19 protein-coding genes are annotated in these 24,430 nt (G+C 62.4%); 8 read left to right on the top strand and 11 right to left on the bottom strand.

Annotation, left to right across the window (positions count from 1 at the left end; translation table 11 throughout):
• The first annotated feature begins 17 nt into the window (after window positions 1-17).
• Together ACFWAD_RS04400 and ACFWAD_RS04395 are read left to right on the top strand one after the other, a co-directional pair.
• Window positions 18-1,487, top strand: coding sequence for a cellulase family glycosylhydrolase (locus ACFWAD_RS04400; RefSeq protein WP_378530495.1), 1,470 nt, complete (start codon window positions 18-20; stop codon window positions 1,485-1,487).
• 83 nt (window positions 1,488-1,570) lie between these two features.
• On the top strand, window positions 1,571-2,632 hold the full coding sequence (locus tag ACFWAD_RS04395) for an alpha/beta hydrolase (protein WP_378530493.1): 1,062 nt from the start codon (window positions 1,571-1,573) through the stop codon (window positions 2,630-2,632).
• A 1,140-nt stretch (window positions 2,633-3,772) separates the two neighbouring features.
• Here ACFWAD_RS04395 and ACFWAD_RS04390 read toward each other — a convergent pair.
• Entirely contained in the window at window positions 3,773-4,099 is a 327-nt protein-coding gene (locus ACFWAD_RS04390) for a helix-turn-helix domain-containing protein (protein ID WP_019745900.1), read from the bottom strand.
• A gap of 56 nt (window positions 4,100-4,155) precedes the next feature.
• On the opposite strand from ACFWAD_RS04390, the gene ACFWAD_RS04385 reads away from it, so the two are divergent.
• Window positions 4,156-5,040 (top strand): NAD(P)H-binding protein, encoded by an 885-nt coding sequence (locus tag ACFWAD_RS04385; protein WP_378541676.1) that lies wholly within the window; start codon window positions 4,156-4,158, stop codon window positions 5,038-5,040.
• Between the two features lie 60 nt (window positions 5,041-5,100).
• Here the strand turns inward: ACFWAD_RS04385 and ACFWAD_RS04380 are convergent, their stop codons facing one another.
• Together ACFWAD_RS04380 and ACFWAD_RS04375 are read right to left on the bottom strand one after the other, a co-directional pair.
• Window positions 5,101-5,229 carry a hypothetical protein gene (locus ACFWAD_RS04380; protein WP_003943237.1) on the bottom strand — a complete coding sequence of 43 codons (129 nt, stop codon included), beginning with the start codon at window positions 5,227-5,229 and terminating at the stop codon, window positions 5,101-5,103.
• A gap of 179 nt (window positions 5,230-5,408) precedes the next feature.
• Window positions 5,409-5,981, bottom strand: a complete 573-nt coding sequence (locus ACFWAD_RS04375) for a TetR/AcrR family transcriptional regulator (protein WP_378541674.1) — start codon at window positions 5,979-5,981, stop codon at window positions 5,409-5,411.
• Window positions 5,982-6,034: 53 nt separating this feature from the next.
• Here ACFWAD_RS04375 and ACFWAD_RS04370 point away from each other — a divergent pair, with 53 nt between their 5' ends.
• Window positions 6,035-6,472: a DUF2867 domain-containing protein gene (locus ACFWAD_RS04370; RefSeq protein WP_378541672.1), complete on the top strand. Its 438-nt coding sequence runs from the start codon at window positions 6,035-6,037 to the stop codon at window positions 6,470-6,472.
• Here ACFWAD_RS04370 and ACFWAD_RS04365 read toward each other — a convergent pair whose 3' ends face one another.
• The 3 genes from ACFWAD_RS04365 to ACFWAD_RS04355 are packed head-to-tail and all read right to left on the bottom strand — an operon-like array spanning window position 6,473 to window position 10,371.
• Window positions 6,473-8,098, bottom strand: a complete 1,626-nt coding sequence (locus ACFWAD_RS04365; protein ID WP_378541670.1) for a cation:proton antiporter — start codon at window positions 8,096-8,098, stop codon at window positions 6,473-6,475.
• Between the two features lie 39 nt (window positions 8,099-8,137).
• Entirely contained in the window at window positions 8,138-8,803 is a 666-nt protein-coding gene (locus tag ACFWAD_RS04360; protein ID WP_378541668.1) for a YoaK family protein, read from the bottom strand.
• A gap of 14 nt (window positions 8,804-8,817) precedes the next feature.
• Window positions 8,818-10,371: an MBL fold metallo-hydrolase gene (locus tag ACFWAD_RS04355; RefSeq protein WP_003942885.1), complete on the bottom strand. Its 1,554-nt coding sequence runs from the start codon at window positions 10,369-10,371 to the stop codon at window positions 8,818-8,820.
• A gap of 244 nt (window positions 10,372-10,615) precedes the next feature.
• Between ACFWAD_RS04355 and ACFWAD_RS04350 the strand changes: the two genes are divergently transcribed.
• Window positions 10,616-11,593, top strand: coding sequence for an ABC transporter substrate-binding protein (locus ACFWAD_RS04350; protein WP_378448311.1), 978 nt, complete (start codon window positions 10,616-10,618; stop codon window positions 11,591-11,593).
• Here the strand turns inward: ACFWAD_RS04350 and ACFWAD_RS04345 are convergent, their stop codons facing one another.
• Window positions 11,594-12,472, bottom strand: coding sequence for an alpha/beta fold hydrolase (locus ACFWAD_RS04345; protein WP_378541666.1), 879 nt, complete (start codon window positions 12,470-12,472; stop codon window positions 11,594-11,596). It abuts the gene before it with no gap.
• Window positions 12,473-12,570: 98 nt separating this feature from the next.
• Here ACFWAD_RS04345 and ACFWAD_RS04340 point away from each other — a divergent pair, with 98 nt between their 5' ends.
• Entirely contained in the window at window positions 12,571-14,529 is a 1,959-nt protein-coding gene (locus ACFWAD_RS04340; protein ID WP_378541664.1) for a BTAD domain-containing putative transcriptional regulator, read from the top strand.
• Here ACFWAD_RS04340 and ACFWAD_RS04335 read toward each other — a convergent pair.
• The 4 genes from ACFWAD_RS04335 to ACFWAD_RS04320 all read right to left on the bottom strand — a co-directional run bounded on the left by ACFWAD_RS04335 (window position 14,522) and on the right by ACFWAD_RS04320 (window position 19,260).
• Complete coding sequence (locus ACFWAD_RS04335) at window positions 14,522-16,096, bottom strand: carboxylesterase/lipase family protein (RefSeq protein ID WP_378541662.1); 1,575 nt, start codon at window positions 16,094-16,096, stop codon at window positions 14,522-14,524. The two genes, ACFWAD_RS04340 and ACFWAD_RS04335, sit on opposite strands and share 8 nt — an antisense overlap.
• A 25-nt stretch (window positions 16,097-16,121) precedes the next feature.
• Window positions 16,122-16,799: a GAP family protein gene (locus ACFWAD_RS04330; protein ID WP_378541660.1), complete on the bottom strand. Its 678-nt coding sequence runs from the start codon at window positions 16,797-16,799 to the stop codon at window positions 16,122-16,124.
• 74 nt (window positions 16,800-16,873) lie between these two features.
• The gene (locus ACFWAD_RS04325; protein ID WP_378541658.1) at window positions 16,874-18,568 is read right to left on the bottom strand and encodes a two-component system, sensor protein; all 1,695 of its coding nucleotides are present in this window, start codon (window positions 18,566-18,568) and stop codon (window positions 16,874-16,876) included.
• Window positions 18,565-19,260, bottom strand: coding sequence for a response regulator (locus ACFWAD_RS04320; protein WP_378541656.1), 696 nt, complete (start codon window positions 19,258-19,260; stop codon window positions 18,565-18,567). The genes ACFWAD_RS04325 and ACFWAD_RS04320 overlap by 4 nt, the downstream gene beginning before the upstream one ends.
• A 174-nt stretch (window positions 19,261-19,434) precedes the next feature.
• Here ACFWAD_RS04320 and ACFWAD_RS04315 point away from each other — a divergent pair, with 174 nt between their 5' ends.
• Complete coding sequence (locus ACFWAD_RS04315) at window positions 19,435-20,883, top strand: MFS transporter (RefSeq protein WP_378541654.1); 1,449 nt, start codon at window positions 19,435-19,437, stop codon at window positions 20,881-20,883.
• A 76-nt stretch (window positions 20,884-20,959) separates the two neighbouring features.
• Window positions 20,960-24,355, top strand: a complete 3,396-nt coding sequence (locus ACFWAD_RS04310) for a BTAD domain-containing putative transcriptional regulator (RefSeq protein ID WP_378541652.1) — start codon at window positions 20,960-20,962, stop codon at window positions 24,353-24,355.
• Window positions 24,356-24,430 lie beyond the last annotated feature (75 nt).

Below are 24,430 nucleotides of genomic sequence, written 5' to 3'. Positions count from 1 at the left end.
ATCCAGTAGGAGGCTCCGTGCGTCGCATCCCGCTCTCAGCACTGATCATCGCAGGCTCGCTGGTCTTGGGCGGCGGCATCGCCGCTGCCGAAGGTAGCCTGCCCATGCCAGGGAGTGCCGGCGGCACCGATGTGCCACCGTCGTATCTGACCGACGACGCCGGCCGCTCGCTGATCCTGAGAGGGTTCAACACGGCGTCGAGCGCAAAAAGCTCACCGGACGGCATGCCGGAGTTCACCGAAGCGGATCTCGAACGCGAACATGCCGACATGGGAACAAATTTCGTGCGTTTCCTGATCTCCTGGCGTTCGGTGGAACCCGAGCCTGGACAGTACGACCAGGAGTATCTGGACCGTGTCGAGGACCGAGTCGGCTGGTACGCCGAGCGCGGCTACAAGGTCATGCTCGACATGCATCAGGACGTGTACTCCGGCGCGATCACTCCAGAAGGCAACAGTGGCAACGGCGCCGGCAACATCGGCAACGGCGCACCGGCCTGGGCGACCTACATGGACGGCCTTCCGGTCAGCCCTCAAGACCGATGGGAGTTGTACTACATCCAACCCGGCGTAATGCGCGCCTTCGACAACTTCTGGAACACCACCGGTCAACACCCCGAACTGGTCGAGCACTACGCGAACGCCTGGCAGGCAGTGGCCGAACGTTTTGCCGGCAATGACACCGTCGTGGCATACGACCTGATGAACGAGCCGTGGGGCGGTTCCCTGCAGGGTCCCGCCTTCGAAGGTGGACCCCTCGCCGCCCTGTATCAGCGAACCACTGACGCCATCAGGGAAGTGGATCAGGACAGTTGGGTATGTGTGGCCCCGCAAGCGGTCGGCGTCAACCAAGGTGTCCCCAGCGGGCTCACGAAGATCAACGACCCACGAGCAGGCGAACAGCGAATCGCGTACTGCCCGCACCTGTATCCGTTGCCCCTCGACCTCGGTGACGGATACTCGGGCCTCTCGCGCACTCTCACCGACGCGACCATCGACACCTGGCGCGACAGCGTCGAACACATTGCCGGCAACGTACTCGGCGGCGCTCCGATCATCCTCGGCGAATTCGGGCTCGACACAACACTGCCCGGCGCAGGCGACTACATCGACCGCGTCTACACGACTGCTCGGGAACTCGGCGCGGGTGTCTCGTACTGGTCGAGCGATCCCGGACCGTGGGGCCCGTACCTGCCGGACGGAACGCAGACACTCCTCGTCGACACCCTGAACAAGCCCTATCCGCGTGCCGTCGCGGGCACACCCACCGAATGGTCCTCGACCGTCGACCGCCTTCAGGTGACGTTCAACCCGGACCCCGCGGTGACGGCACCGACCGAGATCTATTTACCCGAGAGCGGTTTCCCCGGCGGCGTCGACGTCGCGGGAGCCGATATAGTGAACTGGAATCCCCAAAGCCGTCTTCTCACAGTGGAAACCGCGGATGACACGGGTCCGGTCACAGTCACGGTCACTCCGGCAGCCTGATCTCGGGTGTCAGAGTTCCTGGATATTTGTCCAGTTCTTTCGTAACGTACAAGCGACGGGTGATCGGCCGACGGAAGGCGAGTATGTCCACGGAGAAGATGTCTGTCCAAGATCGTGTTGCGCGAGTGGTTCTCGACATCGTTGGTGCCCTGCCAACCGGCGCGCAGCGCATTCTCGGCGGCAAACCGAAGGAAATCGACGGGCAGACTCTGCACCCCGAGATCCAACTTGCACTGCGATTGCTCTCGGCAGTCGAGGGCACGAGCTTCGAGCATCTTCCGGTCGAAGAGGGGCGAGCCCAGATCGACGCCGAATCGCGACTGTTCGGCGGTGCTCCTATCGACATCGAGACGGTTCGTGACATCGAGATCCCGGCCGCGGACCACTCCATTCCCGCACGGCTGTATCGACCGGCCGGGGTGCCAACGCCCGCTCCACTTTTGGTGTACTTCCACGGCGGCGGGTTCGTCCTCGGCAGCCTCGAAAGCGGCGACAGTGTTTGCCGCTTCCTGGCCCGTCACGGCGAAGTCAGTGTGTTGTCGGTGGATTACCGGTTAGCGCCGGAGTTCCCCTTCCCCGCCGGGGTCGATGACGCCGTCACCGCATTCCGGTACTGCGTCGAACATGCCACAGATCTAGGTGCAGATCCGAAATCCATTGCGGTAGGCGGAGACAGCGCGGGTGGGAACTTGGCTGCCGTCGTCGCGCAGTCCACGACCGAAGACGCCGTCAAGCCGGCATTCCAGCTGCTCTTCTTTCCCTGGGTGGACCTTTCGTCGAAGCGCCCTTCGCACAAGATGTTCGGCACCGACTTCTTTCTCACCGACGCCCAACTCGATTGGTATGCGGCCCATTACCTGTCGGGCGGCGCTTCGGCTCTCGACCCGCGAGTCTCCCCGCTGCTCACCCCGGATCTGGCCGGCCTGCCGCCGGCCTACCTTGCCGTCGCCGGTTTCGACCCACTGCGCGACGAAGGCGAGGAATACGCGAACCGGCTGCGAGAGGCTGGAGTTCCGGTCGCGCTGAGGCGTCACAGTGGATTGATCCATGCCTTCGTCAACACCACCGGTGTCGGCCATACCGGTCAAGATGCGATGTTCGAGGCCTGCGGCGCTCTGCGGGTGGGACTTTCGGGCATTGGCTGAGAGCAGTCAGGAGTCGCGTGCTCTCGTAATACATCGTTCACAGATGACATTGACGTGACAGCACACTTCCGCCGGACTCCAACCAATGCCCCAAGGTCCGACTGGGGGACCACTCAAGACGTCCGATCGGCCTAACTTCCGGTAGATGCACTGACACCCGAGCACTGCGAAGAGCCCATGAACTGAAGCAGACTCGCAAGACCAGCCAAGCAAGGTTCCGGTTCGCCCGGATAGGCGGCTTCATACGTTGGGTATTCGTAACCGATTATGTCTTGGTCGTAGCAGTAGGTAGAGGTCTTCGCCAAACCTTTGATAGGAGGGGACGTGTAGGTTCCGTTTCCCTGATCGTCAAGCCAGATGCGACCGATTTCCGTCGTGCCTAATGACGACACCGTCCGAATGTCGCAACCGATCGGCCTAGCCGTTGCCTGGACTCCCTCGAAGGCAACGGTGACGGTGCTGGCGGTTGACGACCATGTGACGTTTCCGGGGTCGGAAATATAGGCTCCAGCTGTCCCACCACCGAGGGTGAGGCCCAGCGCTGCAAAAAGAATGGACAAGGCGGTGCCGACAACTATCCGCGATATTGGACGCATAATTCGTACCTCGTGATCTGCTCGTATTGGGACCGCTCACCGGCAAGATTTGCACAGATCTATACGGAATCCGCCGCTCGAGTCGAAAGTTCATATGAACAGATGACATGAGACTTGAGGCCTGAGATGAAGCGATCGGGCGGGCCTATCGAGTTGTGGCGGACCCAGGAGCAGGAGGCACGACAACCAACGAATCGTCAGGGTCTACTGCACATTACCGATCCACGGAAATCGTCGACAACCAGTGCACATAGAGCCACACACTATGACCACCCACGGAAACGGGCGTCTGCGAATTCAAAGATATTGGCCGCCTGATGAACCTTGCACCATGAAACTTTCCGGCCAGATGCTACCCACTGGATCAAGGCATGCAGAATGTTATCCCTCAACAAGTTGCCTCCCCACCGGCATCCACACCGCCGCACTCAACCTTCCGGAGCCAGCCTTCGAGCATCACGCAATTCCGGAGTTGACCAAGACGCGATGTTCGAGAGCTGCAGTGCTCTGCGGGTTGGACTTTCGGGCCCACGTTGAGGGCAGGTCACGAAACGGGGAGTGCCAGATCCGCCCACTCGACCATCGCTTCGAGCACGGAGCGCAGTTCCATCCCCGTCGCGGTGAGTTCGTACTCCACCCGCGGCGGTACCTCGGCGTAGGCGGTCCGGGTCACCAGGTCGAACTCCTCGAAACGCTTGAGCCTGGCTGAGAGTGTCCTGGGACTGATGCCAGGCAGAGCGCGTCGTAGTTCGGTGAAGCGCATCGGGCCGTGCGTGAGCTCACGAACGATCAGGGTTGCCCACGGTCCGTCCAGGACCAGCAGGAAGCGCGCAACGCCGCACTCCGGAAGTACGTGACCTGATTCACTCATCGATTCCCCATTAGTTCACTTGAAGTAACTGGTTCCCGATGTGAACTATAGGCGTCATGACTTACACAGTGCATGGCGCCACCGGCGCTCAGGGTTTTCCCGTTCTCGCAGGGTTGGTCGCGACTCTCGCAGGATCCGCCGGCGCCGAGGTCCGAGCAATCACCCGTAACCCTGACCAGACGTTCGAGGGCGCGAACACCGTCGTCGCGGACAATACGTCCGTCAACTCTCTCGCCGACGCGTATCGCGCGGCAGACGGAGTGTTCTTCCATCTGCCACTCGCCGGTGACACCGAGACGCTCGCAGGTTACGCCCGAAACGTTCTGGCAGCAGCGAAAGCGGCACGGCCTTCGAGGTTCGTGATCTCGACCAGCGGCACGGTGATCGGCGACGCTACTTCGCCGCTTACCGGCCCCAACACACCCGTTCTCTCCGAGCTCGTCGACGGGCTTCGCGCCGAAGGAATCGCGGTGACCGTCCTGACCCCGCGACTGTTCCTCGAAAATTTGCTTCTGCCTCCCGTGCTGTCGGGAGTGAAAGACGAAGGCGTCCTGCGGTACCCATTGCGTGCCGATCTCGCGGTCGCGTGGGGTTCGCACCTCGATGTCGCTGATGCAGCCGTTGCAGCCCTGACTCTCGACGTAGCACCGGACGCAGTCGACATCGGACAGATTCCGGCGATCACCGGCATCGAATTGGCCGAGGCTTTCGCCGAACACTTCTCGCGCGCGGTAACTTTCGAAGCCGTGACACCCGAGAAGTTCGGTGCTTCGATCACGCCGATCATCGGAGCGGGAGCGGCGACCGGGGTTGCTCAGCTCTACGCAGGACTCGCATCTGCCGACAATGTCGCCTTCGACTCGGCGACGGGTTCTGCCGCTGTCCTGGGCATCAATGCACGCAACACCCAGGCCTGGCTGACAGATCTCGGGGTGAACTGACCGGACAGCGCAAACGGCCGGCTCCGCGAAGGATCGCGTGGAGCCGGCCGTTTTCCGGGGTTACCGGTGCGTGCGGGTCTTCAACTGGCGGTTCAGCTGCCGACTCCCGAAGTCCAGACCGGCACCGTCACTGGTGGCCAGCACGGTGAGTCCAGCGGCGACCAGCAACGAAATAAGCACAACGCTCATGGTGAGTCACCTTTCTTCCTGTCGTGAAACGGTTTTGCGCCTCCGGGAAATGCCGACATATCCGGCACCCCACTTCAGCTGACCTCAAAGTATCTGTAACTATGGGTTACGCGCAATGTGTGGTCCCTCACCTGAAAGCGCAGGGTGATGCGCAGGTCACGCCACGTTCGACGGAGGACTTACCTGGCTAGAACCATGTTCACGAACTCGTCGGCGAGTGCGTGACGGTCCGCACCGCTGCGAGGAACCGCATCGGGCGCACTGTGCACCAGCTGCATCTGCCCCAGGTACATCGAATACGCAAGTACGCCACGATATTCCGCCTTCTGCCTGACCATACCCAGATCGACCAACAACGTCACGATGTACGCAACGCGACGCTCGGTGACACGTCGAACCGCCGCCGAAACCAATGGATGGTCGATCCCGGCAAGTAGTTCCAACTCCGCACGGCGATCGGCCAATCCGGTCGTGACCGAATCCACCAGACGACGCAATCGCGCCTCCGCCGGTTCACCAGAGGACTCGACGGAGGAGATCAGTCTCTCGGTTGCCACAACTTCCCACCGATCGAGCGCAGCCTGCAGCAACTCGTCGCGGTTGGCGAAGTGCCAATAGAAAGAACCCTTGGTCGATCCGAGCGTGCGCGCCACCTTTTCCACGGCAACTGCATCAGGCCCATGGCTGGCCAGAGCCTGGAAAGCTGCATCGATCCACTGGTCGCGAGAAAGTCGGGCGCGGGCATTCGTCACCTCCGTACGGTACCGTATGGGTAGGTTCCATACGGCACCGTACGGAGGACGAAATGACACTCGCTTTCAAGGCCATGCCTGCGCCGGACTGGGCAGAGGCCACCACGATCACCATCCCGCCTGTTCCGACCCATACTTCCGAGGAGTGGGCACAGGCAGTCTTCGACGTCAGAAATGTCCCCGCTCCAGTTCTCGCGATGTTCTGGTTGAGGGAGCGGGTAGTCGGATTGCTCGGTATCGCCCAGGGACGCCCCGACACCTTTGCCGTCGACAAAATCGCCGACGGCGAGGCCCTCATCGAAGCGGACGAGAAACACCTACGATTTGTCGCCTCGGTTCAGGCCGACAACGACGCCGGCCTCCTGCACGTCGTCACTGCCGTGGAACTGAAGAATAGAGCGGGCCGAATCTACTTCGCACCCGTTCAGGTACTGCACGGCGTCATCACGCGGGCGATGATGACGTCGGCGCGAAAGAGACTGTGCACGTGATCAACCGTCCGGACCGCCCTTGAGTTCGAGACTGATCTGATCGGCATCCAGCGCGGCAAGTGCCGATCCGAGCATCCGTGCGTCGAACAGGCCGTCGTCCCGCGCGTCGAGTAACGCTTGACGCTGCGCGTCTATCACGTCGAGACGGATCCTCTTCTTCGACCGACCCTCTGGCGGAACGACACTCACCGACGCATCTTCGAGAAGCTCGAGCAACCTGCGATGCTCGTCTAGTTCGGATTCGGTGAGGTCCTGTGCTGCCGGACCGGTCGCCACTACGACGCGCTTCAACGTCCCACCCTGAAGGATCAACGAGCCTGCTGCCACCAGGAACGCAACCAAGATCAGGAGCGATCGACTCGGGGTGTCTTCCGGCAGAGTCTGCGCTGCAGCCAGAGTGACCGCCCCGCGCATGCCGGCCCAGATGACGATCGTGCCTTCACGCCATCCCAACGGCGCAGCAAGGTAGTAGTCAATATCGGCAACCGTCCGCCGAACCCGAACCTTGAACCTTTCCATCTGATTCGCCGAAGGTGCCCGGCGCCTGCTGCGTCGTTCGTCTGGCGGGTAGTCCTCTGGATTGTCGAGGCGATTCGCGATGTCGGAGAGTCTGGGTTTCATGCGTTCACGAAAGTTCGCCCGCGCTTGGAGCGCTCGCAGGAGCGGGGCCACGTACAGAGCCCGCACCAAGATCGTGAGGAACAGTGCACCCGCCGCCACGAAGACCGCCGTGGATATGCCCTCGTGGTCGACCCGGACATCGTCGACTATCGACGAGAGTTCGAGGCCCATCACCAGGAAGATCGCACCTTCGAGGACCAGTTCGACTGTGCGCCAGTTCTGGGAGTCGGACAACCGGTGTCGCGGTGACAGCTTCCGAGGAGCGTCGTAGCCGGTGACGAGCCCGGCCACGACGGCAGCAACCAACCCTGACGCACCCAACTCTTCGGCGGGGATCGCCGCCAGAAACGGGACCGTGAACGAGATGACCGTGTTGACCGTCGAATCGGTGACACGGGCGCGAACCATCAGGTTGACCTTGCCGACGACAACACCGATGACCGCGGCCACGACGACGGCAAAAGCGAACTTGCCCAACACACTCCACAGCGACACCGATGCGGCAGCCCCGGCGATGGCAGTACGCAACAGAACCAGAGCGGTGGCGTCGTTGAGCAGGCTTTCGCCTTCGAGGATCGACACCACCCGCGGCGAGACCGGGAGTTTCTTGACGATGGACGTCGCGACGGCATCCGTCGGGCTCACGATCGCACCGAGTGCAATGCCCCACCAGATACCGAGTCCTGGTATCACCCAGGAGAAGAACACACCGAGAACAAGCGCACTCACGACCACGAGCAGAACGGAAAGCCCACCGATGGCACCGAACTCACGCCGAAACTCCATCGACGGCATCGAGACCGAGGCGGAGTACAGCAGTGGCGGAAGCACGCCTGCCAGAATCCATTCCGGGTCGATGTCCACCGCTGGGACAAAGGGTAGGAGGCTGACAACGATCCCGGCCATCACCAGAATCAGCGGTGCTGCGACTCCGATCCGCGCTCCAAGCGTCGAGGCCGCGACGATTCCGAGCAGACCGAGCACCACGATGATCAGAGCATCCACTGCTTCCCCCTGTACCCCCGGATTTGTGTCTGGCTCTTTCTACACCTGTGCCGGAGACGGGGGCGAGACCCGCCAGGCAACGGCGATCAGAACAACCGTGAATGCCGACGCAGGCCACAGAGCGTGAAGGCCGATCCACCGATGAACCAACGCACCGATTACCGCGCCGGCGATCAAACCCGCGCACATCCCGAAGTGCTGCAGCCACGCCCACTTCGGGCCGCCGAGAAAGGCTCCGGTGAGACGCTGGCCCATCTTGACCAGCGCACCGGTCATGTACGTGACGCCGATCGTCACCTCGCCGTCGCGCTGGAACACCGAGTTGACGGCTCCCATCGCCAAAGCCATCGCCGAGATCGCGCCGGGGGTGACGTCGAGGCTGCTCATCACCGAACCGATGGACAGCAGCCCGGCTACAACCGCGAGCACCGTGACCTTGCGAGCCCGGACCGAATAGCGCTCCGTGAAGTGGGTGACGACGGTTCCCAGCGCGATTCCCAGAAGGAAGAGCACGATGATGCCGCCGGCCACCCGCGCGGTCGACCACACCCCGTCGGCAAATGCGACGCTCGCCTGCGTCATGTTGCCGCTCATGAAGGAAACGAAAGGCCCACCGAGCGTTATGAATCCGAGCGCGTCGACATAACCGGCCAGCCCGGCAAGCGCTGTCGCCAGGCCGATCAGCGACCTGCTGTATCCCGTCACCCGACGAGCTCGGTTCAGCTCAGCTTGCTGGTGCGCAGCTCGTGACCCTTGGACGTCTTGCAGCGGCCGGTCTCGAGATCCCACTGCCAGCCGTGTAGATCGCAGGTGAGGTTGGTGCCGTCGACGACGCCGAACTTCGATAGATCAGCCTTGAGGTGGGGGCAACGACGCTGAATCTCGTACCCGCCCAGCTCGATAGACGCACTGTCGTCGTGGGCCTCGGCGAACCAGCCGTCGGCGTAGGCGATGCGTTCGTCGGTGAGGCACTTGAAGAACGTGTAGAGGAACTCGTTGTAGCCACCGATGCGCCACGCGGTGAAGCGCGTCGACAGGAAGATGGTGTTGACCCAGTCGGGCTCGTCGTCACGCAGAACAGTGCGAACCAGTTCGGGAGCGATGCGGAAGCCGTAGCGGTACTTGCCTTCTCCGTCGATGGGCTCACGAACGATCCGCTTCGGGAAGTCGAGCACAACGGTCTCCTCCCCCATCACCAGTCCGACGGGGTAGCCGATTCCGTCGCAGATGAGATCGGACTGAGCCATGATCGGCTCGAACTTGGCCTTGAGACCGTCGAGCAGCGGCTCGCCTTCGGCCGGAGCCCACGTGGCCTTCTGCGCGGCGATGACCGGGGCCATCTTCTGCGCCATCTTCTCGATGTACTCGGCCTTGTTGGAGAAGATCTTGTCGACGTCTGCGTCCGGGATGGGATGCGTCAGCGCGACCTTCTCGCTTCCGCGAAGTTCGACGGCCGAGCCGGGGATCATCAGCAGACCACGATCGTTGCCGTTGATGCGCATCTGCTCGAGGAACGTGATCTGGTCGGGGAAGATGTTTCCCTCGTCGCCGTGATCGTCGTTGAGGTAGCGCAGGTCGTCGTCGAGGAAGACCGGCGGGCCGGCCGACGGGACAACCCAGGCAGCGTCGACCTGAGAGATGTAGTTACGGCAGCGGTCCATGCCACGCTGACGCTTCTGCTTGCCGAAGTTGCGCTTGGTGCCCTTCGGGATGTCATAGACCATCGGGTACCAGATCGCGCCCGAGTACTGCAGCAGATGGATGTCGACCTTCCCGAAGGCGTCGGTCAGCGGGTCCAGGTCGACCGGCCTGGCGTCGTTCATGTTGAAACAGGTGGTCTCCCCGTCCGACACGACGAGGCCCGAGTCACCGATAGGACCGTCCGCGGGAGCACGCAGAGCGATGATCATGATGTCGAGGTCGCCCTTGGGGCCGCTGACGGTGTGCTTGACGGAATCCTCGGTCTCGAAGAACTTGTGGAAGCCGAGCTTCTCGAGCTCACGCTTGAGGTCCGGCACCGGGTAATCGGGGAGCAGGACTGTGGCGTCCTTGTTGACGTGCGCGATCAGATTCTTCGGATCGAAGTGGTCCTTGTGCAGGTGCGAGACGTAGAGGTAATCGCAGTTGCCGAGAGCGTCCCAGTCCAACTCGGTGTTGTCGGGGAACGGCACCCAGGACGCAAAATACGTCGGGGTCACCCATGGATCACACAGGATGGATCCGGCCTCGGTCTGGATGTGAAATCCTGCGTGGCCGACGCTGGTGATCTGCATTGCAACCTCCGAAATCGTACTGCTGGTCAACTCAGCATAGTCGGCGCGATCAGGGCCAAATCGCGATCGAGGAGGCGGCCGGTTGTGACGTCATGCACGTCAGAGGACGAAAGTGGGTTGTGAATCAGACAGTCAGGTGACGCCGACAACACTCTCCACGCTGGCGTGTTCGCCGTATTTCTTGGCGCTCGCGGGAGCTGTTTCAGCATTCCCGAAGCCAGCCCCTAAGGCTAACCTAACAAGCATGACTCGACTCCTTTCTCCCTCCACGACCGATCGCGATTACTGGGCGATCGTGGACAACCTGACGCGACGCGGTTTCTTCGGCGTCGGCGCGGGCGTCGCTGCGACCGCGTTTCTCGCCGCCTGCGCCAGCACGGAAAGTTCGACGCCCGAGAACGCGGAGACCTTCGAGTTCACTCGCGGCGACGAGAAGCTGATCATTCCGACGGACCCACAGAACGTCGTTGCCCTCGACCCTCGGGACGGCCTCGAATTGTCGATCCTCGCCGGATACCCGGTGACCGCCTACCCGACCGGCGCAGCCGAACACCTGCGCCGTGAGGTCCCGGATGCTACGGGTGTCGAGATCTTCGCCGAAGGTGCTTCCGATCCCAACTTCGAGTACATCTCGACCCTCGGCGCCGACCTTCTCGTCCTCAGCGCAGGCTGGTGGGACACCGGGTCGTACGGCAACGACCGGATGCAGCAGATCGCACCGGTCCTCCCCGTCGGCAAGGACTTCACCCCGGAGTGGCGGAAGGTCATGTCGGACTTCCTCACCGGCATCGGGCGCAGCGATCGCGCCGAAGAAGTACTCGCCGAGTACGACGCCCACGTAGCTCAGGTCCGCCCGACCGTCGAACCGCTCATGGCCGGCAAGAAGGTTGCCTTCGTGGCCGCCGCGGAGGATCAGATCGCGTGGTTCCAGAACGATTTCCGCACCGCCGTCGCCGAGGACCTCGGGTTCGAGGTGCTCCGTGAAGGCCCCGACCTTCGCGTGATGCTCGGGTCGGAGCAGTTCAATCGTTTGGAGGAGGCCGACGTCATCTTCGCCCTTGATCGCAGCGCCTCCGGCAGCGTGTACACCTCGCCGACGTGGCAGCGCCTGCCCGCCGCACAGGCCGGTCGCGTGATTCCGTTCGACTACTACAAGGCTGCGGGATACGCCTTGACTGCCAAGGTCCTCGTCGACGACTTGGCTGCCGGGGTCAAGCGCTGACTACCTCTTCAGCAGGGCACGGATCGCGTCGACCACTTCGGCAGGCGCCTCCTCCGCCATGAAGTGACCAGCGGACAGCGTGCGGTGCTCGAGATCGGGCGCCCACGCTTTCCACAGGGCCTCGGCGTCGTAACCGAGCATCGAACCCCAGTCCTGCTGGATGACCGTGACCGGCATGTGCAGTTGGTTGCCCGCATCGCGATCGGCCTGATCGTGTTCGATATCGATGCCTGCCGACGCCCGGTAATCGGCAACGATCGACGGCACCGCCTCCTGTGAGGCGCGCAGGTATTCCGCCCGCACGTCAGCCGGAATCGCCTCGCGGTTTTGCGTCCATGCGTCGAGAAAGTACTCGAAGAACGCGTCGGCGCTGGCGCTGATCATCTGCTCGGGGAGACCGGGCGGCTGAGCCATGAGATACAGATGGAATGCAACAGCGGCATTCGACCCGTGCAGGATGTCCCACATATCCAAGGTGGGGAGCACGTCCAACGAACCGAGATGCGTGATCACATCTGGGTGATCCAACCCCGCTCTGATGGCAACCAGTGCGCCACGATCGTGGCCGACGAGGGCGAACTTCTCGTGTCCCAGTTTCTTCGCCACCTCGACGATGTCGGTAGCCATTGTTCTTTTGGAGTAGGTGTCGGCGTTTTCCTCGACCGGTTTGTCGCTGGCTCCGTATCCGCGCAGATCTGGGCAGATGACGGTGTGATCCGACGCCAATGCGGTCGCGACGTGACGCCACATGAGGTGAGTCTGGGGGAAGCCGTGGAGAAGCACGAGTGGTGTCCCGCTTCCGCCGACCGCGACGTTGAGCCGCACCCCGTCTGTTGTAGAAATCTGCTGGCACTCGAAGCCTGGAATGGTGATCGTCATCGGTCGCTCTCGTTTGTAGGGGTGATTGCAAGTCGGGGTGATGGCAATCAGCCTCGCCGGAGTCGATGAGCGTTCGATGAGCGCGATAGCGTGGGGAAATGCGAGACCACACATTTTTCGGAGTTCTCGGACCCGTGGTCGCGTGGAACGAGTCTTCACACCAGATCGATCTGAAGGGCCCACGACACCGAGCGGTCCTCGCTCGTCTGATCGTCACCCGCGGACGTGTCGTTCCGGTGGACGTGATCGTCGACGACCTCTGGGTCGATCCTCCGGCCGGGGCGACCAGCGCAATACGTACGTTCGTTTCCGCGCTGAGGCGCGCACTCGAACCGGATCGTGCGCCGCGGACGAAGCCGAAAGTCATTGTGACCGAAGGGCCTGGCTACGCCTTCAAGCCGGAACCCGACGCGGTCGACGCTTGGGAATTCGAAAGGCTGGTGCGTGAGGCCGCCGATTCGACGTCGGCGCAAGCACTCGAACTGCTCCGAACCGCGCTGCAGCTGTGGAGAGGGCCGGCCTACGCGGAGTTCGCCGACGAGCCTTGGGTCCGAACGGAGCGATCACGCTTGGAGGAACTGCGTCTGACGGCCGTCGAACACTTGGCGTCCACCCAACTGGATCTCGGGCAAGCCGCCGAAGCGATTCCCGATCTGGATGCCCACGTGACGGAACACCCTTGGCGAGAGGAGGGTTGGCGATTACTCGCCCTCGCACTGTACCGCTCCGACCGTCAGGGCGATGCTCTGGCAGTCCTACGTCGCGCACGAAAGTTACTCGCCGAAGAGTTGGGCATCGACCCCGGTCCACGACTGAACGACCTCGAGTCCGACATTCTCCGCCGGGAGACGCACCTGAATCCTGTAGGGGCAGAACAGATCTTCACTCAGGTTTCGGCAGCGTACGACAGGACCGTAGCGGCCGGATCGAAATCGAGATTGGAGTCAACCGTCGGCCTCCTCCGAAGTTTGGCAGTTGCCGGCGGAAGCGGACTCGAGACTGCCCGAAACCAGCGACTGACAGTCATCGGCGCCGCTGAACAATTGGACGATGTCGAACTCACCGCACGGATCATCGGCAACTACGACGTGCCCGGAATCTGGACGCGATCCGACGATCCTCGGCAGGCTGCGCGGATCGTCGAGGCCGCACAGCGCACCCTCGATCGCCTTCCGGACGGCAACGAACCCGCTCGGGCCAGACTGTTGGCGACGATCGCACTCGAATCGCGCGGAGTGTCCGATCATCGCGGGATCGAATGTGCCCGTGCTGCAGTACAGATCGGTCGCGCTCTCGACGATCCAGGACTCTTGGCGTTCGCCCTGAACGGGTTGTTCATGCAGACGTTCTGGACTACCGGTCTGGCCTCCGAGCGCGACAGCATCGGCCGTGAACTGGTAGACCTCTCCGTTCGACACGGCCTGGCCACCTTCGAGATCCTCGGCCATCTGATCCGCATGCAAGCCCTCGGCGCACTGGAGCAATTCGATGCAGCCGAGCTACATGCCGAGACAGTTGACCGATTGGCTGGACGTCACGAACGGCCGTTGGCAGCGGTGTTCACCACCTGGTTCCGCGCAATGCGAACGGCCGCTACCGGCGCGGAAACCGCGCACTGCGAGAAGCTGTACGAAGCTGCGGCGGTGAACCTTTCCGATTCCGGCATGCCCGGACTCGAGGACGGAATACTCCCTCTCGCAATTCTGTCACTCCGAGTGTGGCGCGGTTTGCCGGCAAGGTTCGACGCCACGACGCAGTGGGGCCCGTACGAACCCTGGGCCCGGCCACACCTCTTTCTCGCACACGGAGAGGTGAACGAGGCCGCCCAGGCAGTCGACGCATTGCCAGACCCGCCTAAAGATTTACTCTCCGAGGCACTGTGGTGCCTGACTGCTGCTGCGGCGACTGCAGTCGGCGACAGCCGAGTCAAGGAGCGAGCCCGAGCGGCACTCCTGTCTGCCGCATCCGAAATTGCCGGCGCTGGAAGCGGAATGCTCACTGCGGGACCTGTCTCGGACTATCTCGCCGAACTGGGCTCGGTCGGACCCGTCAGGTGAATGCGATCACCGTGTCACCCCACGCCTCCCGGATCTCGCGGTCGAGGTCAGCGACGACTGCATCGTGCTTGTCGATCAACAACGTCGCACGTCGGTCAGTGTCGTACGCTGGCCACCCTGGATCTGTACCCAGTTCACGATCAGTCCCGGCGGCGTAATCGCCTGCAGCTCTGGCGAAGTCCAACCACCTCGCTTGCATACGCTCCGATACATGACGCGCCGCGCTCAGCCCACCCAACTTGTAGGTGATGTCCCGCGCTCCGTGATTGATGTTGCCGAAGACGTAGGCAAGTTCGGTGCCGTGGGTCGCACCGATCTTCAACGCCTTGAGCATCGGCGGCGCGTAGTCGAAGCGATACAACCATGTCGGTGCAATCTTGCTGTGCGCCTCGGCAATCCACAGTGTCGGCAGACGGAATCCGAAGTCACGGGTCAGACCGAGGCCGGCGCCCAGCTTCGACAGCCCCGAGTATGCCCCTTCGATCTGGGAATGATCGGGTAGTTCGAGTCCTGGATGCTCGTCGGCGATCTCGGCGAACATCGACGTGATCACGACGGGATCGATCGGCATCAACGGCGACTTCATCATCCGGAATAGCGAAGACTCGTCCCTGTTGGTCCCGATGATGAGCGGAATCGGGTGTGCGTTGCCGTGTCGGAACGCTCGCACCGGGTAGTCGGGGAGCAGATCACCGTCGACGATAGGCGCGAACGCAAGAGTTCCCGGCGTCTCCTGCGGGACGCGAGCAAACAACTCGTCCGAAGGCCCAACCAAGTCTTCGGCGGACGTAGACCGCAACAGGCCCAGATCGCCGCCGCCGCTGAAGATCTCGAGAAACAGCTTCGCGACGATCTCGCCGCGTTCACTCCCGTATACCGAAGTGGCGGGCGAACTTTCGGCGATGGCGCGATGAAACAGGCCGCGCGCGGACGGGACGGTCATCAGCGTCGTCACGGCGCCGCCGCCTGCCGACTCACCGAACAGCGTCACTCGATTCGGATCGCCACCGAAAGCCGCGATGTTGTCCTGTACCCACTGCAGTGCTGCAATCATGTCGCGGAGCGCGACATTGGGTTCGAAGGTATGTTCACTCGAGTTGAAGGACGAGAAATCGACGAAGCCGAATACACCGATCCGGTAGTTGATCGAGACTACGACAACGTCACCGTTTTCTACCAATGTGGTTGCGTCGAAAAGTGGTTGGCTGGATGCGCCGCGGAAGTACGCGCCGCCGTGAATCCAGACCATGACGGGTTTACCCGGAGCCTCAGAACCGACGGGACCCGGCGCCCACACGTTGAGGAACAGGCAGTCTTCGTCCATCGGAACATTCTCGCCGAGCGGGATCATCGCGAGTCGACTTTGCGGCTCGCACGGTCCGAATTCTGTTGCGTCCTGGATCTCGGTCCACGGCTGCGGCGGAACCGGTGCACGAAATCGCAGTGGACCGACCGGAGGCGCCGCGTAGCGGATACCCTTCCAACTCGATACCGCGCCTTTCGTCGATCCTCGAACCGGCCCGAACGTTGTCTCGACTACCGGCGCTTCGCTGGGGGTGATCGTCATTCGATTTCTCCTCGAAAACAAGTTGCTACTTCGACAGGGCTTCGACAACGTGCGAGAGTTCCAATGCTGCCAGCATCAGGAACAAAACGGTCATGATTGCCGCATTGTGGCGGATCAGAGTGCTTTTGGTGGCGCTCAGTGCATCGGTCACCTTCGCCGAGGGCACGGCAGCCAAGGCTGACAGAACGATCAAGGCGATGGACGCCCCGACCGCGAACAGAACGGAGTACGCGACCACGGATACCCAGCCGAGGTGCGCGCCACCAATGATCGAACCTGCCTTGAGTTCGAGTGGCAGGTTCTTCGCGTTGGGTACGGTCAACAACAGTCCCAGGACCGCAGCTTTGGCCGGTTGCATCGAGTCGATCTGCGCCAGCCACGACGGCATCGCCGGCTCGGCATCGTCTTTCGGACGGCTACGCCAACTCGAGTAAGCGAGCGCCAGAAAACCGACAGTGAACACAACGGCGAACACCGTCTGGACGGTATGCGCGCTGCCGCTGGACTTCGATTCCACTCCGGTGGTCGAGAGTGCCGTGGCTGCTGTAATCGCAGCCGCCGCCAGAACAATGCTCGCGGTGTACGCAAAAGCGTTTGCCTTCGCCCGAGTGGAAAGCAGGATCGCGATGATCGCAACCAGAGGAATCGGGCTGATGACGACGCCGGTGGCGAGTGGGATGAGCTGCGCAGTAATCGATTCCATTTCTGCGACCGTACAAGCGACCAATCCGGCCGCTGGCGAAACGTTCGGCCTCCACGACATTGCCACTCACGGTGTCACAGAAGCACAGCCGTGAGGACCACCCGGCCTTCCTCCTCGACAAGTTCGAGGGACGATACCGTACCGGCGAGCGATTCAAGCCCGATCCCGGAGTCCCGTGTCACCGGCAACCGACCCGGCGAACTGATCCGCACTGCTACCGCCCGAGCATCCGAGAGTGCCACCTCGAGGAAGACAGGCCCTCCTGCACCGTGTTTCACGGCGTTGGTCAGTCCCTCCGACAGAATCTCCACCACACTGTCGAGCCGAGCAGAGCCTGATCCAATCACCGTCCAGACTTCGTCGTCGACGTGACTGACGATCGGAATTGCGTAGCGCCACACCGTGACAAGATCATCGATATGCTTTCGGGCATCGGAGTCAGCCGGCTGATCGGATGACGCAGACAGGTCGCTTTCCACCCCGTCGAGAATGTGGGCAATGGTTGCCGCAACATCGACTCGACGACCGGCAACGGTGCCCGAAGACCATGCGGCCGCTACGAGTTCACCCTGCACCGACGAGTGCAACAGCCTGGCCAGTCCACGTCGGGTGTGCATGAGCTCGGCATGGATACGAGCTGCATCGCGCGCTTGCCGGCTCAGGGCACTGCGGAGTTGACGCTCCTCGTCCTGACGCTGTGTATCCGCAGCCCTGATCAGACAGACGGACAGCGCAACCAACGGGTAGACAGCCATCGACGAGAGATAGAAAGTCGGGGTACGGCCGGAGACAGTCAGGAGCAGACACGTCACGGTACTGCTGATCAGCGCACTCGAGCAGTACACCGCTAAAAGAGTCGCGATCCGTCTCAGAGGGCCGTCTCCGCTGCGAACAACTCGGCGAGCGCACGCATTGCCACCGACAAAGAGCCAGAAACCGACGGCAATCTGAACCGCCGTGAACGTCACGCCGTACGTTCCGAGCAGGTAGACGGTCACCAGTGCCGTATACGCGAACACCGGTACGTACAGTGGCGCCGGTTCAACGCTACGTACGACGCCGATCAATCGATCCCTCGCCGTCAGTCGCACAATCGGCGTCGGTGATTCGATCGGGGGAATCTCCCGGAACAGCCGATGACTCATCGGGCGAACCACGTCGTCGGAGATTCGCTGCAAGAGCGCTGCCCCGCGCGCTCCCTCGAGTTCCGTTTCAGCAACCGTGTGCATGACTGTTTCGATGCTGCGCTCGAGCTCTCGCCGACACTGCGCACGGGTCTGGTCGAGACGGAATCGATCCCGGGCCTGTTGGAGTTGGACGGCGGCCCCGGCAACCTTCAAACTCCGTTGCAGCGCGACGCGGTCACGGAGAGCACCTACCAATACGGCGATCAACGACAAGAAAACAACGCTGCACACGACGTTGAGCGCAACCCGGACGAGCATCGGTCTGGGGTCGACGGGGAGTTCGAGCGCGCGGGTGATCGCGTCGAGGACGAACGGGCGGATCGCACCGATCACTGTGAACAGGGCCAGGGCTGCGAACTGCGATCGGTGCGTTGTAAGGACGGCCCTCGCAATCAGCAGCATCACCCCGACAACGCAGTGGGTCGCAAAGGCGCCGACCGCCATCGCACCGACCTCGCGGACCCCGGTGCACAGGTAGTAATTGGCCATCACGGTCACCGCGAACGGCAGCGTCAGAATCCACGACCACTTGGTGACTATGTTCCGATCACCGAGCCGAAGCCACCACTCGCGCAGGTTCACGCCGAGTCGGTCACTTCGGGAACACCGGTCACTTCGGGAACACCTATCTCTTCGGGTACACCGAAATGACGGATGAAGATGCTCGCGGCAAGCACTCGCGGATTGGTGGACGAATCGTGCGCCAACCCCAGGCTCTCGAGGGTGCGCGCGATGAGCTTCTCCACCCCGCGGATCGAGGACCCACGATGGGCTGCGATTGCACTGTTCGACCAGCCGAGCGAGATGTAACGCAGAAGATCGAGCTGTGACCGCGTTAGGCTCGACAAGGGCGAATCCCTATCACCGGTGCCTGTCGGCGGTTCGGTTTCCGTCAATGCCGCCTCCACTACACCGATCAACTGATCTGCCGACTGGACAGCCGCTTTGTCCACGAACAGCGATTTCGGCGGCACACCCGCAGAACCTGGCGCCGTCGATGCGTTGGGGTAGTTGGTCAGGAACACGATCGCGCAATGCGGAGCCTTCACGGTGACGATGTTCGCGAGATCGACGCCGTTCGGCCGCACACCCAGGTCGATGTCCGTGACCAAGAGATCCGGATCGAATCCGTCGAACTCCGTGAGCGCTTCGACCGCCGATCCGGCGGTATGAACCACGAACCCGGCGTGGGTGAGCGCGTCACCGACGAGTGCACGCATGAGTGGTTGGTCTTCCACCACCAACACCCGTCGCACCCACTGGCTGATCTCCATGACCAGAGATTAACTGTTGGGACAGTGCGCATTCGACCGAGCGGGTAGTGACGGTTTCCGAGTAACACGGCAGTTATCGACCATGCGGGCTCCAAGCATTTCGCCCGGTATGTCCCAAGTGCCGGGGCGCAGGGTGTTACGAGTACACACTCCTTCGACACATCAGGACGGGCCATGACCGCACCGAACACCGCAGTACGAAACACCGCAGTACGACGAGCAACCCTGGTGGCGGTATGCGTGAGCACCGCAATGCTCATGCTCGACATCGCCGTCGTCAACACCGCCCTGCCGTCGATCGCATCCGATCTCGATACCGGTGTCAGCGCCCTGCAATGGGTGATCGACGCGTACACGCTGGCATTGGCGACGGCGGTGCTGAGTGCCGGGTCGTGGGCGGACAGACGGGGTCGACGCCACGTTTTCGTCGTCGGCATTCTGTGGTTCACCACGGCATCTCTGATCTGCGCATTGGCACCGAACATCTGGGTCCTCGACATCGCGCGGGCGGCTCAGGGCATCGGCGGCGCAGTGCTCTTCGCCTGCTCACTTGCCTTGCTGGCGGACGTGTTCGAGAAGGGACCCCAGCGCGCAACTGCCTTGGCTGCCTACGGCGCCACGATCGGCGGCGCGTTTGCGGTCGGCCCACTGGTCGGCGGGCTGCTTACCGAGATGTTGGATTGGCGCGCAATCTTTTTGATCAACGTTCCGATCGGGCTGATCACCCTGGCATTGACTGTCCGGTGGGTTCCCGAATCATGCGATCCTCGACCTCGCGGAGCGGACGTACTCGGGCAAATTCTGGTGTCCACGGGTCTGGCAGCTCTGGTTTTCGGATTGTTGCGCGGCAACGAGGCCGGATGGTTCGAACCCGAGTCGATGATCGCCGCGGTGATCGCCGGGGCCGCCCTGATCGGTTTCTACCTGCACGAACATCGAGCTGCCGAGCCCATGCTGCCCCCGCATCTGCTCGCCAATCGCGCCTTCGCCGGAGCGCAGATAGCAGCGTTCTCGATCTCCGCCTCCCTGTTCGCCGTCTTCGTCTACACGACGATCTACCTGCAGAACGTGCTGCATCTGTCCCCCGTGAACGCAGGCCTGGTTTATCTGCCGGCGACGATCGCGATGTTCGTCGTCGCTGGCGCCACCGCAAAATTGGACGGACGCATCCCCGTCTCGATCTCGTTGACGTGTTCGCTTCTACTCGTCTCCGTGGGGCTGGTCATGATGACCGTCGTCGACGTGACAAGTTCGCCGTACGCGATACTTCCCGGATTTGTTGTCGCATGCGTGGGAGCCGGGGTGTTCAACCCCGTCATGAGTGGGTTGGTTCTGGGCGAAAGTACTTCGAACCATTCAGGATTGGCTGCAGGGATCAACGACGCGTTCCGACAGACCGGCATCGCAGTTGGTGTTGCTGCGCTCGGGGCCTTCCTTCCGGCGCAGTCGATGCTGCCCGGCGGATCACCGGACGACTTTGTCAATGGACTTCGGCTGGCACTGTTTGTCGCAGCCTTCGTCGCCGCGCTCGGTGCGTTGGTCTGTGCGGCGACGCTGCGCAAAACCGGCGTCAACCAGACGCTTTCCGAGGAATCCGAGCAGGTGCTGTCGACAACTAGTTGACCGTTTTGTCCTGCATGTATGAATTTCACTCCTTAGAATCGAACCGTCCTGCATCCGCAGGTACGAGGGGATACGGATGATCTATCGACTGCTCGGGCCGTTGGAGGTCGTGCGGGGACCAGCGGCGAGCGACGTGATCGATCTGGGCCCACGAAAACAACGAACGGTCCTCGCCGTCCTACTGCTCAACCGTGGACGCGTCGTCTCCACCGACCGGTTGATCGACGCTCTCTGGCACGACAACGCGCCGGCCAGCGCGATGGCAAGTATCCAGGCGTACATCTCCAACCTGCGCCGAGCACTGCGCGTCGAAACTGGCGCGGCGTCACCGATAGTGCGCCAACCACCCGGCTACGTTCTCGACGTCGCTCCCGCAGAGGTCGATCTGTCGGTGTTTCTCGAAGACGCCGAAGCCGCACGGCGAAACGTAGAGGACGGCCAATGGCAGGACGCACTGACAGCCGCGAACCGAGCCCTCGACTCGGTCCGCGGGCAACTCCTCGACGATCTGAACGACGCACACTGGGTGGAGATGGAGGCCGCGGCATTCGAGGAAGTGCGGACCGAATGTCGCGAGACTCGGATAACGGCACTTCTTGCTCTCGGCCGCCTGGCACCCGCACTGGTCGACGCCGCTCAACTATGTAGCGAATACCCGTTCCGCGACCGGACCTGTTGGCTGAGAATGGTTGCCCTGCACCGGGCAGGCAGATCACCGGAAGCCTTGGAGCAGTTTCAATTACACGCGTCTCGGCTCGACGCCGAGCTAGGACTGGAGCCCGGCGGAGAGCTGACAGCACTGCAAGGCGCGATCTTGCGCCACGAGCCGGGTTTGGTCGCCTGGCCGCGCACTCCGGGATGGACGGGGGCCGAGGACGTTCCGGTCCCGACTTCTCCCCCTGCCGTAACAGCCATGCCCGAGACGAATTCCTCACGGTTGTTCGTCGGGCGCGCGGCACAGACGGGTGTCGCCGACAAGATGCTCGACGACGTCCGCCGGGGCTCGCCCCGCTGGTTGATCCTGACTGGTCCCGCCGGCATCGGCAAGACCCGATTCGCCGAAGAGTGTTCGTCGAGAACAACGTCCATCCAAGGAGCCGCCGTCTGGGCACGTTGCCCGGAAGACGACGGAACGCCGCCATGGTGGCCGATTCGCAGACTGATTCGCGAACTCGGCGCCGACGCAGACGCCGTACTGACGCCGCCGACCGACATCGATCCGGACGAAGCGAGATTTGCTGTCTACGAACGGGTTCGCACCACCATAGAAGCTGCGGCGACCGATGCACCGTTGACCGTCGTCATCGACGACATTCAATGGGCAGATCCCACGTCCCTTCGTTGCCTGACCTACCTGGTCGGCGCAATGTCCAGTGCCAGTGTCTGGTTCGTCTCGACGCTCCGTGACTCGGAAGTCGTTCCGGCGGTGCGCAAGTTCGAAGACGCCGTACTCCACGGCGAAGGAAATCGAACCATGGTTTTGCCCGCGCTCGTCCAGGCCGAGGTGGCAACCCTTGCCAGTTGCGTCTCCGGGGACACACTCGACGAGGCGGAGGCAAGAACCCTGGCGGAACGAACCGGCGGCAACCCGCTGTTCGTCTCGGAGTACTCCAGGCTTCCGAGGAACGAGCGACTCGGCGACAGCATCCCCGTCGCGGTTCGATCCGTCCTCGGCCGACGTCTATCCGCCGTCGAACCGGTAGTGTTGCAGTGCCTTCGGGTGGCCGCAGTTATCGGCGACGCCATCGAGATGGACACGCTGGCCGCGGCCGCCCGTCTCGATGTCGACACTCTCGCCGACTATCTCGATGCGGCAGCCGATGAACGAATCATCGTCGCGGACCCGGCAATCGGTGGTTACGTCTTTGCTCACGGACTTCTCCGAGACGAAGTACTCGAAGCGATACCCACGCTTCGGCGCCAGCGGATACACGCCCGAGTTGCCGAAGTGCTTGAAAACTCTTCCGATCCGGACCGACTGAGCCGTCGCGCACAACATCTGATGTCGGCCCTTCCCCTGGTCGATCCACTCGCCGTTCTGGAGGCGTGCACGGCTGCAGCGCAGGACGCGACCGATCGATGGAGCTCCGAAACCGCGGCCGAGTGGTGGGAGGCCGCTGTCCACGCGTTCGACTTGCTCCCGGTGTACCGGCAATCCGCTGACGATCGGGACGACCTGTTGGTGGCCAGAGTCGAGGCCCTCGCCCGGGCTGGTCGAGGGCAGACAGTTCTCGACGTCGTCAATGCCGGTCTCCTCGAGGCTGTTCGGGAAGGGCGGACCTCCGCCGTCGGACGATTGGCGAGCGCATTGCTTCGGGCTGCCGGTGCCTGGCCGTGGGTTTCCTACGGTACCGATCCGGGACCATTGCTCGAACGGCTCGCGGCGGTGGAGCCACTGGTCGAGAACGACAGAGCCGCTCACGCAAGGGTTCTTGCCGCCCTGGCGGTGGGCAGTTGCTACCACCCCGATGCCGAGATCCCGAATCGGTGGAGCGCCCGTGCTCTCGACGGCGCTCGCGCACTCGACGATCCCGATGTGATCGCCGACGCCCTACTCGGACGGATTCTGCTTTTCTCCGGTGTCGCGGTGCACAGCGCCGAGTCGATGCGTCTACTGCACGAGCTTTCCGAACTGCCACACCAACAATCGCGTGTCGACAGCGTCGTCGCACACGCCGTCGCGAGCATGACGGAGATGAATCTGGCAAACGTCGATGCCGCTGTCAAACACGTCAGGCAGGGGATCATCGGCTGCGAACTACTGAGGCTCCCGGTTGTTCGGGTCCAATTACGCTGGATGGAAGCAACTCTCGCCGAGTGGCACGGAGACTTCACGCAAGCTCGGCGACAGTACGAGACGGCCAGGCAGATCCATCTGCAAACGGAGTTGTACACGGCTGGCAGCGCCGACCTGGCGTTCAACACTTTGGAATGGGAGCGAGGTGCGTTGGCCGAATCTGATCCCGGTGTCGTGGAACCCGATTCGTGGGTCATTGCCATCGATGCGGCCCGAGGTGAGCGCGAGGCCGCTTCCGAAGGCATCAAGAAGTGGCTGATCAATCGAGGGCCGCAGACGTGGACCACGCTGGGGCACCAGACACTACTTGCGCGCGTCGTGGCAGATCTGGAACTGATCGAATATGCCGATACGTTCATCGACCTTCTCGCTCCACACATCGGTTGCATCGCAACGGTAGGCCACGTCGGTGAGCTGGGCTCGGTCGCCGAAGCCTCCGCGCGACTCCATGCACTTCTGGATCGCGTCGAACAGGCATCGACTCTCTTGGGACAGGCAGAAATGATCGCCACCGATTCCGGCGGAGCACCAACACTGCTGCGCTGCCGACTGCTTCGGGCCCAACTTCGAGAGCCGTCGACCGAACGTGAACGGGAGCTGGCGGAAGTGGCGACCGAATCGGAGGCACTCGGCATGCTCGGCGTAGCTGCACGGGCTCGATCGATATCGCTCTGAGCTGCGAATCTGCACTTGGATAAAACTTGGATCCGTTCGAATACGCACGTCAAGAACCAGCCAAGCCTGTTCGGG

Source organism: Rhodococcus sp. NPDC059969, from assembly GCF_042738325.1.
GTDB lineage: Bacteria > Actinomycetota > Actinomycetes > Mycobacteriales > Mycobacteriaceae > Rhodococcus_F.
Note: the sequence above shows the minus strand (reverse complement) of the source record. Positions and strands in the feature narration are given on the sequence as shown.

Bases quoted from the DNA above. Each gene is read 5' to 3' on its own strand.
- ACFWAD_RS04310 (WP_378541652.1), top strand. From the start codon at position 20,960: ATGATCTATCGACTGCTCGGGCCGTTGGAGGTCGTGCGGGGACCAGCG.
- ACFWAD_RS04395 (WP_378530493.1), top strand. From the start codon at position 1,571: ATGTCCACGGAGAAGATGTCTGTCCAAGATCGTGTTGCGCGAGTGGTT.
- ACFWAD_RS04390 (WP_019745900.1), bottom strand. From the start codon at position 4,099: ATGAGTGAATCAGGTCACGTACTTCCGGAGTGCGGCGTTGCGCGCTTC.
- ACFWAD_RS04350 (WP_378448311.1), top strand. From the start codon at position 10,616: ATGACTCGACTCCTTTCTCCCTCCACGACCGATCGCGATTACTGGGCG.
- ACFWAD_RS04345 (WP_378541666.1), bottom strand. From the start codon at position 12,472: ATGACGATCACCATTCCAGGCTTCGAGTGCCAGCAGATTTCTACAACA.
- ACFWAD_RS04335 (WP_378541662.1), bottom strand. From the start codon at position 16,096: ATGACGATCACCCCCAGCGAAGCGCCGGTAGTCGAGACAACGTTCGGG.
- ACFWAD_RS04385 (WP_378541676.1), top strand. From the start codon at position 4,156: ATGACTTACACAGTGCATGGCGCCACCGGCGCTCAGGGTTTTCCCGTT.
- ACFWAD_RS04315 (WP_378541654.1), top strand. From the start codon at position 19,435: ATGACCGCACCGAACACCGCAGTACGAAACACCGCAGTACGACGAGCA.
- ACFWAD_RS04340 (WP_378541664.1), top strand. From the start codon at position 12,571: ATGCGAGACCACACATTTTTCGGAGTTCTCGGACCCGTGGTCGCGTGG.
- ACFWAD_RS04320 (WP_378541656.1), bottom strand. From the start codon at position 19,260: ATGGAGATCAGCCAGTGGGTGCGACGGGTGTTGGTGGTGGAAGACCAA.
- ACFWAD_RS04380 (WP_003943237.1), bottom strand. From the start codon at position 5,229: ATGAGCGTTGTGCTTATTTCGTTGCTGGTCGCCGCTGGACTCACCGTG.
- ACFWAD_RS04370 (WP_378541672.1), top strand. From the start codon at position 6,035: ATGACACTCGCTTTCAAGGCCATGCCTGCGCCGGACTGGGCAGAGGCC.
- ACFWAD_RS04330 (WP_378541660.1), bottom strand. From the start codon at position 16,799: ATGGAATCGATTACTGCGCAGCTCATCCCACTCGCCACCGGCGTCGTC.
- ACFWAD_RS04355 (WP_003942885.1), bottom strand. From the start codon at position 10,371: ATGCAGATCACCAGCGTCGGCCACGCAGGATTTCACATCCAGACCGAG.